Annotated in this window: 12 protein-coding genes; 4 read left to right on the top strand and 8 right to left on the bottom strand. The window is 37.4% G+C overall.

The window, feature by feature from the left end:
- Positions 1-341: 341 nt before the first annotated feature.
- On the bottom strand, positions 342-1,118 hold the full coding sequence (locus I6F10_RS13415) for a DODA-type extradiol aromatic ring-opening family dioxygenase (RefSeq protein WP_165743968.1): 777 nt from the start codon (positions 1,116-1,118) through the stop codon (positions 342-344).
- A gap of 105 nt (positions 1,119-1,223) precedes the next feature.
- Here I6F10_RS13415 and I6F10_RS13410 point away from each other — a divergent pair, with 105 nt between their 5' ends.
- Positions 1,224-2,129, top strand: a complete 906-nt coding sequence (locus tag I6F10_RS13410) for a LysR family transcriptional regulator (protein WP_197098971.1) — start codon at positions 1,224-1,226, stop codon at positions 2,127-2,129.
- Between the two features lies 1 nt (position 2,130).
- Complete coding sequence (locus I6F10_RS13405) at positions 2,131-2,289, top strand: helix-turn-helix domain-containing protein (protein ID WP_231619959.1); 159 nt, start codon at positions 2,131-2,133, stop codon at positions 2,287-2,289.
- Between the two features lie 101 nt (positions 2,290-2,390).
- Here I6F10_RS13405 and I6F10_RS13400 read toward each other — a convergent pair whose 3' ends face one another.
- A complete protein-coding gene (locus tag I6F10_RS13400; RefSeq protein WP_165743966.1) occupies positions 2,391-3,272 on the bottom strand; it encodes a LysR family transcriptional regulator in 882 nt (293 codons plus the stop codon).
- A 115-nt stretch (positions 3,273-3,387) separates the two neighbouring features.
- Here I6F10_RS13400 and I6F10_RS13395 point away from each other — a divergent pair, with 115 nt between their 5' ends.
- Positions 3,388-3,882 (top strand): aspartate/glutamate racemase family protein, encoded by a 495-nt coding sequence (locus I6F10_RS13395; RefSeq protein ID WP_197098970.1) that lies wholly within the window; start codon positions 3,388-3,390, stop codon positions 3,880-3,882.
- Between the two features lie 51 nt (positions 3,883-3,933).
- Positions 3,934-4,119, top strand: a complete 186-nt coding sequence (locus tag I6F10_RS13390) for an aspartate/glutamate racemase family protein (RefSeq protein WP_197098969.1) — start codon at positions 3,934-3,936, stop codon at positions 4,117-4,119.
- A gap of 255 nt (positions 4,120-4,374) precedes the next feature.
- Here the strand turns inward: I6F10_RS13390 and I6F10_RS13385 are convergent, their stop codons facing one another.
- The 6 genes from I6F10_RS13385 to I6F10_RS13360 form a co-directional block, all read right to left on the bottom strand.
- Positions 4,375-5,541, bottom strand: a complete 1,167-nt coding sequence (locus I6F10_RS13385) for an aldo/keto reductase (RefSeq protein WP_165743965.1) — start codon at positions 5,539-5,541, stop codon at positions 4,375-4,377.
- Positions 5,542-6,157: 616 nt separating this feature from the next.
- Entirely contained in the window at positions 6,158-6,349 is a 192-nt protein-coding gene (locus I6F10_RS13380; RefSeq protein ID WP_165743964.1) for a DUF3185 family protein, read from the bottom strand.
- A gap of 51 nt (positions 6,350-6,400) precedes the next feature.
- Positions 6,401-7,867 (bottom strand): DNA recombination protein RmuC, encoded by a 1,467-nt coding sequence (gene rmuC, locus I6F10_RS13375; protein WP_024596527.1) that lies wholly within the window; start codon positions 7,865-7,867, stop codon positions 6,401-6,403.
- Positions 7,868-8,668: 801 nt separating this feature from the next.
- On the bottom strand, positions 8,669-11,815 hold the full coding sequence (locus I6F10_RS13370; protein ID WP_165743963.1) for a DEAD/DEAH box helicase: 3,147 nt from the start codon (positions 11,813-11,815) through the stop codon (positions 8,669-8,671).
- 406 nt (positions 11,816-12,221) lie between these two features.
- Positions 12,222-13,184, bottom strand: a complete 963-nt coding sequence (locus I6F10_RS13365; protein WP_024605352.1) for a transcriptional regulator — start codon at positions 13,182-13,184, stop codon at positions 12,222-12,224.
- Between the two features lie 15 nt (positions 13,185-13,199).
- The gene (locus I6F10_RS13360) at positions 13,200-14,438 is read right to left on the bottom strand and encodes an AAA family ATPase (protein WP_024596524.1); all 1,239 of its coding nucleotides are present in this window, start codon (positions 14,436-14,438) and stop codon (positions 13,200-13,202) included.
- Between the last annotated feature and the right edge of the window lie 707 nt (positions 14,439-15,145).

Genomic DNA, 15,145 nt, shown 5'->3' with positions numbered 1-15,145 from the left:
CGATTTAGCCCTTGCCATTCGCTAGTAGTTATCGTTTAATAACAGTGTGTTATTTAAACGGTGATCTTCCTACAGAGGACTTTCACCTCATAAGTCAATGCCCATGTCGGGCGTACACAAGTTGCTCAAGTTCGTTCGTAAACTCACTGGGACAATTAACAGTTGGCTTGGCGCTTCGCGCAAGTTTAGCCAACTGCTAATTGCCCCTTAGCAAAGCGTTAAATTGCAAAAGGAGTTCGGGTGATATTCTCCCCAAAAGGATTAGCCCAACACCTCTTCGTAAACCCCCATTACACTTTGATTAAATAAACCACTAAGTACTTGCATCGTACTGATGAAAATTAATAAAACTTGTATGCATCAAGCGCTAAAATATCCATTTCTATATCCTCATGTATTTTTTTGGCTTTACCGTCACTACTTCCAAGCGCTGCAAAAAGAGGTAAAAAGTGCTCCTGGGTAGGGTGATTAAATAAAGCATGGGGTGCTTCATTTAAATAGTTAAGTAACGCTTGGGTGTTTTGCGCTATTAATTTTTGCTCAACCCAATGGGTAAACTCATTAACCATTTGAACACGATTAGGTGTAGCAGGGTTTTTAAATATTTCACGTAGATTGTGACTAATACCGCCCGAGCCAATAATTAATACGTTATCGTAGCGCAGTGGTGCAAGTAACTGCCCGTATTTATACATCGCCTGAGCGCCCAAACGCGTGTTAATAGACACCTGAACAATGGGAATATTAGCTGCTGGGTACATTAAGCGCAGCGGGATCCACACACCATGATCCCATCCTTGATCTGCATTTTGCACCGTTTTAATACCCGCTTTGTAAAAGTACTCACTAATAGTATTAGCAAGCTTAGGGTCTCCTGGTGCTGGGTATTGAATTTCATACAGGGGCTTGGGGAAGTTATAAAAGTCGTGAATAGTATGCGGCGCATCTCCTGATGTAATAACTATATCGTGCGCTTCATCAAAATGGGCAGAAAACACCACAATAGCTCGTGGTTTACTAAGCGTTTGACCTATTGATGCAAGAAAATCTGACGTAGCCGATTGCTGTACAGCCATCATTGGCGAACCGTGAGATATAAATAAAGCTGGCTGAGTCATACTAAAACCTTAAACAAATAGACGTGTTATAAACACTATATAAGTTTCTAATTTGACGATAAATATGATACTTATTTATACATTATCAACAAAGTATTGTTAAAGATGGATAAACTCACCACCATGAAGACCTTTTTAGCCGTCGTGCAAGAAGGATCATTTTCAAAAGCGGCCGATAAACTCGATATTTCGCCGCAGTTAGTCAGCAAATATATTTCTGCGCTGGAAGATAATCTACGCACGCGTTTATTACACCGTACAACGCGAAAAGTAAGTGTTACAGAGGCTGGAAATCAGTATTATCAGCGTTGTCAGCAGGTGGTTATTGATATTGAAGACATGGAAAACTCACTCAATAACTTAAGCGAAAATGTATCGGGTTTGCTTAGTATTAGTGCGCCTATGTCGTTTGGTACAAAGCATTTAGCAGGCTTGTTGATTGATTTTCAAAAGCAGTATCCAAATTTAAAGTTAGATTTACGGCTCACAGACCAATATGTAGATATAGTAGAGCAGGGTATTGATATTGCTCTGCGCATTGGTGTATTAAAAAACTCAACGTTGATAGCTAAAAAAATTGCACCTATACACCTAGCGGTGTTTGCGTCACCCGACTATTTAAAACGCCATGGCACGCCACAAACGCTTTTAGATTTACAGTCACATAACTATTTACGCTATTCCCACAGCGAACCCACAAAGCGATTATTTGGGGTTAATGAGTTAAAAAGCGAGCTAAAGCTTGAAAGTAACTTTGTGGCTAACAATGGTGATTTGCTACTAAATACAGCCATTGCGGGTGGTGGTATTGCTATGCAGCCCACATTTATAGCAGGGGAAGCACTGGCTCAAGGTAAAGTAGTGCGCATTTTAAATGACTACGAACCCGAGCCAATGGGGCTTTACATGGTATACGCTAATAGGCAGTTTTTACCCAGTAAAGTACGTGCGTTTGTTGATTTTGCAAGTGGCTATTATGGCGATACACCTTACTGGGATTTAGGAGAGTGATATGTCGATAACTAATCAATTAACGTTATTTGTAGATGTAGTGCAACAAGGCTCATTTGCCAAAGCCGCAGCACTGCATGATATGGATAATTCGTCACTATCTAAGCAAATTAAAAAAAAGGACAAAACACCCAATTATTATGGAAGTAAAAATCCATAATAAAATAGGAATATAATTAAAATACAGATTCATATTACTGTGAGCGCGTTAAATTAATAACGCCCATTTACTGTAATGGGGGTTTACAGTAAATTTTTGCGTTATACATTTAGCTCTTTTAATTTATTCCAGACGCTCTCGCCGCCAGGGTGAAGCGCTGCATGGTACCGATACGCATAATATGTAATAGGTACGCAATGATGCTTTTGGCCAACTACAACTAAACTTTTCTCTTTTAGCTCTTTAGTAATGACATAGTTTGGTAACCAAGCAATGCCATTACCCTCTAAAGCCTGTATTTTTAAAAGCTCTGTCATCGACGATACAAATACTTTTTTAAGTTTAGAGCCCGATATTATCGGCTCTAACTGCCTACCCATATAAGAATCTAAACTGTAAGCTAAGTGAGGTACAAACCCATCACTTTCTAAATTGTATATTGCCTTACCGTTTGCATTGCAGGCACTCACTGGCAATAACTCTGCACTGCCTATTTTTTGATGACTAAACGGAGGTAACTTTAATCGTTCGTTATCAAAAGCAATAAGTAGGTCACATGCGCCCTGTTCGAGCGTAGCTGTGGCTTTATCAACATCAATGGCTTCTATATTGAGGACTACTTTGCGATCACTTTTACTATGAAAGTTCGACAGTTTTAGCGCTAAAAACGTAGCTAATGAGTGCGCTGCAGCAACCTTTACTGAGTGAGTTTCTTCAGAGGAGAGTTCTTCTAACATACTCACTGAGTTATTCATTTGGTTTATTAGATTACGCGCTGTTATATGAAATATTTTACCGCTTGAGGTAAGTGTAATTGGTAAGTTCTCTCTATCTATTAGCTCTGCACCTACGGCTTCTTCTAATGCTTTAATTCGTCGACTAAAAGCAGGTTGCGTTATATGCCTAAGCCTTGCGGACTGCGAAAAGCTTTTTGTATTAGATAAGGCCAAAAAATCTTCTAACCATTTACTCTCTATATTCATAATACTCACTCAAGATATGCAATTTAAGCATGGGCAGTAAAATAATAGCATTATTCAAAACAAAAAAAACACGATAAATTTAACCCATACAGTAACAACTTATCGGAATATAACAATGCTTAGAACACTAGGAGTATTGGGAGGAATGGGGCCTTTAGCTACCGCCTCATTTATGAATCAAGTAATTGCGTTATCACCTGCTAAGAATGATCAAGAGCACATACCTATGTTTATAAGGAATATCCCGCAAATTCCTGACAGAACAAATTTTTTAATGGGTATAGAAGATGAAAATCCATTTTTTGAGCTTAAAAAGGGTTTTAACCAACTTACTAGCTTAGGTGTAAGTTGCATTGTTATACCGTGTAATACCGCGCATTATTGGTACAACGCACTAACGAAAAATGCTGATGTGCATACCATTAGTATTGTACAAAGCGTTATTAAGCGCGCAAAGGCAACGGGCAAACGTAAGGTAGGGATATTAGCGACCACAGCCACGCTCAATATGCGGATATATCAGACGGCATTTAGTAAGCACAATATTGAATTTATTGAGCCTAACGAGCAGCAGCAAACATTTATAATGCAAGGTATAACGGCGGTTTAGTCAGGAGATTTAACCTCAGGACATAATCTTTTAAAACAAAGTTATGAGCTAATGCTAGCCCACGGTGCCGATACAGTACTATTTGGTTGCACCGAAATACCGCTAGTTTTAAATGAACAAGTATTTAATTCACCCGGTACATGTTTAGATACCATCGCGATTTTAGCGCAAGAGTGTGTTAATTGGGCTTATACAAGCACTCAACAATCAACTCACTTATTCTCAAGCGTTGCTTAAAAAATTAAGCATAGGTGCGCCAAGTAATACCAATTCGCTTAATTAAGTGATCTATTTTGAGGATGGAAAAACGTGTTGATAGCTAGGCAAAAAATTCGCGATTTAGTTGTTCTCGGCAATTGCTCCTGCATTGCTCTACCTTCTGCATCCATGCAGTCGTAAATGAAAATTTTTTAAACACAGGTAGCGACACGTTTAGCCCCGAAAAATGATTAAGTATTATTGCGGATTGGTATAAATGGCACACCTATTTTGTTATGTAGGTATGGGGGCGTTTTGTGCAATAAGCTGTTTAGATTTCAACTCACTCCAAAATTCGCTTGGTATGGTAACTTTCATTGAGGCTACATTAGCTTTAATTTGCTCCTCCGTGCGTGCCCCAGGAATAATTGAGGATACCGTTGAAGGCGCCTCTGCAAACTGCAGTGCAGCTGTTTTAATATCAATCCCATGTTTAGATGCAATGTCGCTTATTGCATTAAACTTTTGCTGCATAGGCCCTGGAATTTTAGGCGAGTAATTAAAGCGATTACGACCGGCTAAAAAACCACCATTAAGCGGCGCACCAATGACCGCTGAAATACCTCGTTTATCAAGCATAGGAAAGGTTTTATCAAGTGCCTGCTTGTGATCTAAAATTGAATACTGCAGCGCTAGTAAGCAAATATCAGGGTCTGACATATCAAGCGCTTTATAAACAGCATGAGGTGTATTTACTCCAAAACCCCAGCCTTTAATTATTCCTTCATCACGCATTTTAGTCAGCTCAGGAATAGCACCTTTAGCCGCTTGATCAAAATACTTAAGCCAGTCATCTCCCATATCGCTGTTTTGTGGTGATAAATCGTGAATATAGACAATATCGAGTGAAGCTACTCCAATACGATGCAAAGTATCTTCTATTGAACGGCGCGTGCCTGAGGCTGAATAATCATACTTATAATAAAACGGTGAGTGATCAGCCCAATGCCAACTGTTTTCTAAAGGCTCTGCTGAAGGGGTAAGAAGGCGGCCTACTTTTGAGGATAAAACATAATCTTCACGTTTTTTGTTTCGAAGTAAATCACCGAAGCGCCTTTCGCTTAAACTCAAACCGTAAAAAGGTGACGTATCAAAATGACGAATACCAGAATCCCATGCTGCATTTAGCATTGTTAAAATTTCTGTATCGCTTGATATAGTATTAAAGCCATTCCCGGCGGCAAGGCCGCCCAAGCCCACTCTTGATTCCGGCCGGTAATGCTTAGCGTTAGTAACATCGTTTGTGGGTAGAGCAGCGCTTTTATCTATTGATCCTTTAGTTTGCATAACACTGCCGTTAGACATTTTTACCTTTAGTTGCTCAGCCAAAGCTGAAGCACTAAAAATAGAGCCTAAACTTAAAGCAGCCCCTGCTTTAATAAAATTTCTGCGAGATACCATGTGACTATTCTCCTTGAGTAGGTTAAATATCTACGCTATAAGCTAGTATAAATAACAACCAAACCCAAGCAAGACAAAGACAATAAATACCAATACTATCAATAATATAGTTAAATTAACAAACACTGAACAGACGTTTGAATTAACATTTAAAACAGATTATTTTCTTTACTCGTATAGTCCTTTTAAATGCACAAAACAGTGCACTTTAATAGCTTGATAAAAAAGCATACTTCCAAATTGGTGCACGCTTTAATACTCATTTATACAACATAAAATGGTTACATTTATTAGATGTGTACAAATTAGTAGACAAAACCGTAATAAATTAAAGGTGCACAAATAATCTCACTAGCAAAGCGATTGCGGCAATAATTGGCTAATTTAACCGAGCGCAGTTGAAATAATTGGGGTAAATATTACAAAAACGTTTATTATTAAAGGTTTGCCTTGCAATACACGACGTATTTGTCTCTTTCACAATGCCATTGCTGGCAAGCCCTGTAAGAGTTTTATCTTGCCTAGTAACACTGTGCAGTGCAGACTATTACAACTAAATTCAACGTAGTTAGCGCTGAAAATAGCTGCTTAAATAGAGCTATTATTCAAGTTCAGGTTACTTGAGCTTTTTAATACCAATTAACACACAGATGGTACCGCCAATAATACCCGCCCATGCTTCTATTGGTGTGTCGCCACTAAATGCACGGCTAAGCTGCGAAGCCGCCGCATCATACACGTCGTATCCCCACATAATTAAAGCGATACCTATAACGATTAAAACAATTCCTACAATCTTATTATTCATAAATATCCTTAAGGTTTAACTTACATAAACTAAATAAAAAATAAATCAGAGTTAATCTAACTCTAATTGGGCACGTTCTACGCTCTCACTAGGTAGCTCTTTTTGTACCGACACACCTAGCTCTTTAAACTCTGATGCTTGTTTAATTAAATTACCTTTACCACGGTATAGCTGCGAAAATGCTTTATCATAACTTTCTTTCGCTTTATCAAGCTGCTTACCTACGCCTTCCATACTCAATAAAAAACCATTGAGCTTGTTATAAAAACGCTCCGCTCGACTTGCCAGCTCTTTTGAATATTTGGTTTGCTCTTCAAAACGCCAAAGCTGTTTAACAATATTTAAACTAGTAAGCAGGGTAGTGGGTGTAGCTACCAGTATATTTTTTTCGATTGCTTGTTGGTAAATATCGCTTTGATATTTGAGTGCTTCTACAAAAGCTGATTCTATTGGTACAAACATAACCACTACTTCTGGCGAGTTAATACCTGGTAAGCGGTCGTACGATTTACTCGCAAGTTCATTAATACGCGCTGTAACGGCGTTTACATGCTCTTTAATTGCTTGATTAGCATCTAGATCATTTTCAGCGTTCACGTAGCGTGTATAGGCATTTAATGAAGTTTTAGCATCAATAACTAAGTGGCGACCCTGTGGTAAGTACACAACTACATCAGGGCGCAAGCGGCCATCTTCAGTGTTAAACGACACTTCGCGCTTATAATCAACGCCTGCACGTAAGCCAGCACTATCTAATACGTTTTCGAGCATAAGCTCGCCCCAATTACCTTGGGTTTTCTTTTGCCCTTGTAGGGCGTTACTGAGCTTGTCGGCTTGATCTGTTATAGCTTGGCTTTTAGCTTGCAAATGCAGTAGCTCGGTTTTAAGCGCAGTCCGTTGTTTTATGTCTTCAACGTGCATTGATTCCATTTTTTCTCTAAAGCCTTTTAGCTCGCCTTGAACTGGTTTTAATAATTGCTCAATGCTTTCTTGATTTAAGGTTTTAAAGCTTTGTGATTTTTCTTCTAGAATTTTATTGGCTAGGTTTTCAAACTCTTTTTTGAGCGTATTTTTACTTTGCTCAATTTGCGCGAGTTGCTCGCTAAAGTTTTGCTGTTTTTGCTCAAGGGTAGTGCGCATATTATTATATTCAACATCGCGCTGATTATATTGTTCACGAAGCGCTGCCAGCTCGCCTTCGGCTTTACGCCAAAAATGATTGTATTGGATGCTTTGTTTTTCTTGTTCGCTAAAACGCGTTTTAAAATGCTGGGCTTCATCGCGCTGCTCTTGGTGAGTATGTTCTAGCAGTTCATGATCTTCTAGTAAGGCGCTGTATTGCAGCTCTTTATTATCAAATTGGTTTTGTAACAGGGAAAGCTGTTGCTGCTGTTCGCTTATTTGTAGATGTAGCTTTTTGCGAAGCCGTGTTGATACAGCGCCGTAAAATAGGGCGCCTAAAGCAACACCAGCACCAGCGCTTAGCCAATCAATATTAGTGAGTACTTGAGTGAGCATAAAATAAACTTATAAAATTTAGAGACATGCCATCATAACCAATAACCAACAACAGAAGTAGGGGAGTTAAGAAATTACAGACATAAAAAAACCAGCTTAAAATAAGCTGGTCAAATATTACTAATATTATTAGGTGAGGCTATATAACAACAGGCATTAGAGTAGACCGGATAACAAAATAATTAATTCAAATTAATTTGCGGAAGATCATTTATTTTTATTTGGGTTGATTTAAACAAATCAAATTATGGGCATAAAAAAAGCCAGTTCAAAATGAGCTGGCTCAATCATTACTAAAATGAGTAACTAAATAGGGGGAATCAACATGAAAACTTGTATTAACTGCAATTAATCAACAAGCATAATAGTAGACGCGTCTTTTTTAATTAAGTTCAAAAAAAATAAAAACTTTTAAAATAAGTGCTGAACGCTAAATTTTAGACATAAAAAAAGCCAACTCAAAATGGGCTGGCTCAATCATTACTAAAATTAGTAACTAAATAGGGAATCAACATGAAAACTTGTATTAACTGCAATTAATCAACAAGCATAATAGTAGACGCGTCTTTTTGAATTAAGTTCATAAAAAAATAAAAAACTTTTAAAATAAGTGCTGCGCGCTAAATTTTAGACATAAAAAAAGCCAACTCAAAATGGGCAGGCTCAATCATTACTAAAATTAGTAACTAAATGGGAAATCAACATGATGCTTGTGTTAACTGCAATTAATCAACAAGCATAATGATAGACGTCCGCTTTTTAATTAAGTTCATAAAAAGATCAAAACTTTTTAGATCTTTTTTAGTTTTTAATTAAAGACAACATTTGCTGCTCATCAAACTTTGTAAAGCTCATTGATTTATCAGTAAATAATGCATCAACAAGAGCTTGCTTGTCTTGCTGCATTTTAAATACTTTTTGCTCTATTGAGTTACTCATTATGAGCTTATAAACAAATACAGGATTAGTTTGACCAATACGGTAGGCTCTATCAGTCGCTTGCTTTTCTACTGCGGGATTCCACCATGGATCAAAATGAATAACAGTATCTGCTTGTGTTAAGTTAAGGCCTGTTCCACCGGCTTTTAAGCTAATTAAAAACACGGATGTTTTACCACAGGTAAACTCGTCGATTACTTTATCTCGTTGACGCGTTTGCCCTGTAAGCATACTAAAGTTAATGTTTATTTCTTCAAGGCGTTGAGCTATTAAATCGAGTGCCGATGTAAACTGACTAAATATAATAATCTTACGACCCAGGCTTAGCATAAGCGGTAAGTGTGTTGTTAACCATTCAAGCTTAGCAGAGCCTGCTTGAGTATGTGGATCTATTAATTTAGGGTGGCAACAAATTTGCCTTAACTTTAAAAGCGCCTCTAAAAATGCAAGCTTACTTTTTTGTGCGCCTTGTTCGGCAAATAAGTCTATTAGCTTCTCTTCTAATGAACGTGTAATGCCTTGGTACATTTCTTTTTGCTTAGGCTCAAACTCAAACTCTTTTGTAAGCTCTGTTTTTTCAGGTAACTCTTGCGCTACTTGTGCTTTAGCGCGGCGCATTATAAAGGGCATAATTAACGCTTTTAACTGCTCAGCCCTCTGCATATCAGCTTCACGCTCAATAGGTGTTTGAAAGTGCTGCTTAAAGTGGGCTTGAGAGCCAAGTAACGATGGCATAGCAAAATCGAGTAACGATTTAAGCTCAAGTAAATTATTCTCGATTGGAGTACCACTTAAACAAAGTTTAAAGTCGGCATTTAAGCGTTTAACTAATCGTGAGACCTGTGCGGTATCGTTTTTAATGTATTGTGCTTCATCGAGGATTATATTTTCAAAATATAATGGCGAGTAATATGCAATATCACGCTTTAAAAGCGGGTATGTAGTAAGAATGCATTGTGCTTGTGCTAAGTGTTGTAAAGGATCGTTACGGTTTGATCCAAAAATAGTGGTTACTTTTAAACTTTTAGCAAACTTAGTAATTTCGTTTTTCCAATTACTCACCAAGCTAGTTGGGCACACTATAAGTGTAGGGCCTGCTTGAGGGCGGTTAAATGTACTCGCTAAAAATGCAATAACTTGGAGTGTTTTACCCAACCCCATGTCGTCAGCTAAAATACCACCTAATTGATGACGTTTTAAAAAGCTAAGCCAATCAACGCCTTGCTGTTGGTACTCACGAAGTGTTACAGAGTCATTTAAGCCATGTAATGAAACCTTAGGCATTGCCTTATCGGTATTATTTAACTCTTGTAAATATAGCTCAAGTGAATCGTCGTGAAGCTCTACATTAATAGCTGTGTGCTTTACTAGTTCAGGTAAATACGAAAGCGGAATATTAAATTCGTCACGTGTTTTTACAAATTCAAAGCGTTCTTTAAATTCGTTTAATAAGTTAATGGCAGACTTATTAATAACCCCAAATTGACGACCAAGCGGGTAGTAATAAAACAGTTCACTTTGGCGATTCAATGACTGATAAAGCGAATCAGCATTAGTAAACAACAGCGCTGCTTTTGCGTCACACAACAATACTTTGCAGTGCATTTGATGCCCTGCTGCACGGTGTACATGTAAACTCACTTCACATTGTGGATTAGGGCTTGTTACTTTACTTACACTGACTTGCCAACCACGCTGCTTAAAGCCAGGAAATACTTCGTATATTAGCCAATGCAAATGGATAGGAGATTGCTTTGTAAATACAAGCTCACTTTGTAAACCCCCTTTACAAAATTCAAACCCTAGATTGATTAGCTCGTTAGTTACGGTGTTTTCAAATGCGCTATTTATAGTACTTGCTGGGGCAGAACCAGCTAAATAGTTTTTATTTTTATACTTAAATAACAGCGAAAGTGATAAACCTTGCTCGCCCATTGTTACTTTTAAAACAGCATTACTAGATAGCTTAGGTAACGTTGGCTGCAAGTTAGTAGGGTGCGGTATAACACCTGCACCAAAGTTATCTGCAAGTTGTTTGTATATTCTGTCAAAATTAGCGTCATGCAAAGCAGGCATAGTTTGTAAATGCGCTATTTCGTCTGCACTCAATGGTGTACGAAGACGACCCGCTTTTAAATGATCTAAATCGAGGTAAGTAGGCGGTGTTGTTTTTAATAAAGCCCAGTTTTGGGTTTGCTCGAGCTTAATAACTAATTGTGATAGATCTTTATCTTGCTCCCAACTAAAACTCAATGCTTGGCCAGATTGCGCTTTAATTGGCACGCGAGAGCGCTGAAAAAACAAGCGCTCAGTAGCTATCAATTGTTGTAGGGCACTAAAGCCCCATTGGCCTTTTAGCTCAATACTTCCTACTGCATTTTGTGAACGTATCCAACTAAATAATCTAAAATCACTTTCGAGTAAATCATTTGGCGTTACGAAACTATTTAACTGCTGCTCAGTGAGGTTTCGGCCTAACGTGTAATTCTTTTTAGTCTCAAAATTAGCTATTTTAGGTGTTAAAAATACTTTGTTATTTTCAATATCTAATACAAATAATAATACTTGCGAGGGTGTATGTTGATCACCACTTTTAAGAGCGCTTAATTCACTAAACCAATCATTAATGAAGTAATCTTCACCGTATTCACCAGAGTGCTCTATTTTAAGCTTAAACAAAATAGCAGCTAAATGTCGGCATTTGGTTTTTGCATTACACGAACAGTGTGTATCAACAGAATAACCAGTTGGTACTTTACTGATCTCAATACGTTGGTTAAATGATGATCCGTTATCCACTTGCACGGTAGAGTCTACAACAGAAAAATTAGGGGTATGCTCTAGCCAGGTGATTTGACCTTTCTTGTAGTACTCTTTGCCTTTATCTAAGACATTTTCGCGGAAAAGTTTTTTAATAAAGCGTTCAGAAAGAGGAAACTGGGTAGCCTGCTCATTTTTAATTTCTTCAAAAATAGCCATTAAATCATTTTTTGATAAGTTAGCAGACATGTCACTCTAAGCATTAAATTTTAAAAATAATTCTGCCAGTATATGCCTTATGTGCTCTGAGCTAAAGCACTATTAACAAGATATAAACTGGTTGGAGCTGATAGCTTAGTAAAAAATCGGTTTATAGGTAAAAATGAGTATAAAATTTCGCAAAATATTAGGCACTACATACAAATATAAAGATTAAACGACACGTTATAGATCACAATTTTACTAACAATAATAATAAACCAAGAGCAAATAGCTAAAAGGGGGCGATTAGTTAGTAAAAAAGTGATCTTGAAGAGGAAATATGATTATTTAAGGTAGGATTAGGCTAGTAAAGATCAGATTTTTACTAACAAAACAATCTGTCAGATCAGTATTTAACTAAGTATATATGTCTGACAGATCATTATTTAACTAACTAATTAAAGGCACTTAATAACTTAGTTAATTGCTCTAAGCGCTTGTCTGTCATCACTTTATTATCAATTTTGATAGACACATCACCACTTTTTAAATTGCGTTGTACCGATACAAACTTATTTTCAAGTACAGCTTCACGCTTAACAGCAGCTTGAGGCTCAGCAGTTAGGCATTTGGTGATTGCCATTGCACGCTTGTCGTCACTTGTAATGGCGTTTAGCTCTTCATCGCTAGCTAAGTCACTAACAAGTTGATTAAACGCCTCTTGGTCTCTCTCCTTTGCGCTCATGAGCTTTTTAGCCACTTCGCGACCAACGTGATTCGCAGTAGGGTAGAGCGCAATAACTTCAGCAGGTATTTGTTCATACGCTTTAACAGCATCAGCAATGGCGGTGTGTGATACACCTTCAATTGCAGCAATCTCTCTGTAAGATCCTTTTTTACCTTGTTCAATAAGCTCATTTTTAGTTTGCTGGTAAGCTTGTCCCAGCTCCCATAAACTTGGAGCGATATATTGATCTGAAGATACAGCTAAAATTTTAGCGTCTTGCTCAGTAAAGTCACTTGAACTAAGTACTAAATAATCAGCGTTACCTAAAATACAGGCCATACGACGGCGAGAACCCGCTAAGACTAAGCTTTTATCACCCTGATCCCAAAGTAACGCAGGGTGCTGATTACGGCCATCCTCTGCAATGGCAGGTAAAATATCCGATACTGACTTTTCGTTAAGAAGTGCTTGTACACGGCGATTTTTACCGTATACACCAGTTGTAGATTCAATGTCAGCGTGTGCGATCACTTTGCAAATAAGTGTAATTTGGCGCTCAGGATCGCTCGGTGCTGGCATGCGAATTACATCACCAGCATTTGCTTGTTCAAGTAATGCGTCAAGGCTACTACTTCCTACAGCTGTTGCAAAAGGATCTAAGCGGGTGTCATTTTTACGTTTTTTAGCCATTTTTATTTAACATCCTTACTTAGGGGTATTGAGTGTTGATTGAGTTGACTGCCAATTTGAACGAATAAGCATTTCTAGCTCATCGACCACATCTTTAATATTTTCTTGAGCGCGCATTAGTGATTCACGGCTTGCTAAGCTGTCTGACGCTTTTTGATCAAAAATAGTATTGAAAGACGAAGAGCTAGCAGTAATCGCCGAGCTGTGGTTGATTGGGTAACTCATAACTTGGCGACCGAATGCACTACGAACATCTTTAACAATATCGCGCTGTGAGTGATTACCTTTTACATAGTTGGTAACTAAAAACTGCATAAAGTCCCATCCCTCATGGCCAAGTGCCGCAACGGTATGGTAAATCTCACCTAGTCGTTTTAAATATTTATTATTAGCATCAAAGTCTACAGCTTCTGGATGAACAGGAATAAGCATCGCAGTAGAAGCCATTAATGCATTATAAAACATAAAGTTAAGAGTTGGAGCTGTATCTATTAATATAATATCAAACTCGTCTTTAACAGGGTTAATTACTTTTTCAAGTAACTTATGGTAATGACGAGTTTGCTCATAATTTGAGGTGTCTTTGAGTAATGTTGCAGTTTCGTGCTCAAAATAAAAATCGTCCATACCTGATGGTAGTACACGAATATTTGGGATATGCGTTGGTAAAAATGAGTTTGAAACAAATTCAGGCCATGTTTCGCCCTCATCTAAATCTATACAATCACGCATTAAATCACCAACAGTAATTGGGTCATGCTCGCTTGAAGGAAAAAAGCTTGAAGAAGAGCCTTGAGGATCTAAATCAATTATTCCAATGCGATAGCGCTTAATATTTGTAGTTGCCAGCGCTGCTGCAATATTAACCATGCTGGTTGTTTTGCCACAGCCACCTTTGAGAGAATTAATGACAATAACTTGCAGTTTGTCATCACCAGTACGATGATCTGGTTTAATATCCATAATATCAGCCATAGCAAAAATGTTTACTAATGTGTAAGCATAATGACCATTGGCGCCGCGTTTTATGTTTAAATCATCAAAGTCACCGTTGTCATGACGTCTTTTTAAAGTACGATTATTACAACCTAATAAATCGGCAGCTGCTTTTTGCGTATAAGTTCTTAATTCTTTTTCTTCTGATTTAAGATGAGCACGATAGTGCTGAATACGACCTTCTAATGATTTTTCAGCTACTTCGGCAGTTGCTTTTAAAAGCCGGTAGGTACTTAACGCGTTATTATTGATAGACATACTTTCTTCCTCAAAGTTAGGCAGTTAGTATAATGTCCATTCAAATTGCTGTAAATAACTATTTAAGACGACATGCGTTTTAAAAAGAAGACATTTAAAAATACTTTTACACTTTTACACTTTTAATGTTGCTTAGTATAAATAAAGAAGTTTAAAGGTGGTTAAATATATAAGGTAGTAAAGGTTAAGGGCCTAAAATTAACACATAACATTATGATTAATATAAACAATATAAAAAAAAGCAGATCAGCGTTATACTTGGTTAAGATCAGATCTTTATCTACCTGCAGATCAGCTTTTTACTAAGCCTTATTTTTTAAATCAAGTTACCCACAGGTTGCGCATAAGGTTATGAACAAAAAGAGCCCTTGAGATCAACTTTTTACTAAGTAAATTATAAAGTTATGCACTAACCTTAGCGTCAATAGGTTCGTTTAATTAGTATGGATCTGATCTGTACTTGGTACAGATCAGATCTATGCTAACTCGATAAGCCTTTATCCACAGGGATATTAATTTTATTGTGAATTTGTCGTGCTAAATTTTAAAATAAAGCCATTGTGATGGACAAAATAACAGCTGAGTTAGTAAAAAACAGATTTGTGATGACCCAGTTAGTAAAAATATGATCTGAAATCGCAAGTTATGTACATTACTTAGTATAATAGTGATCTAAACGTTTTATTTAAAGTCAGATCACTTTTATA

It is taken from the genome of Pseudoalteromonas sp. SWYJZ98, assembly GCF_015864495.1.
In the GTDB taxonomy this organism is placed as follows: Bacteria; Pseudomonadota; Gammaproteobacteria; order Enterobacterales; family Alteromonadaceae; genus Pseudoalteromonas; species Pseudoalteromonas distincta.
Note: the sequence above shows the minus strand (reverse complement) of the source record. Positions and strands in the feature narration are given on the sequence as shown.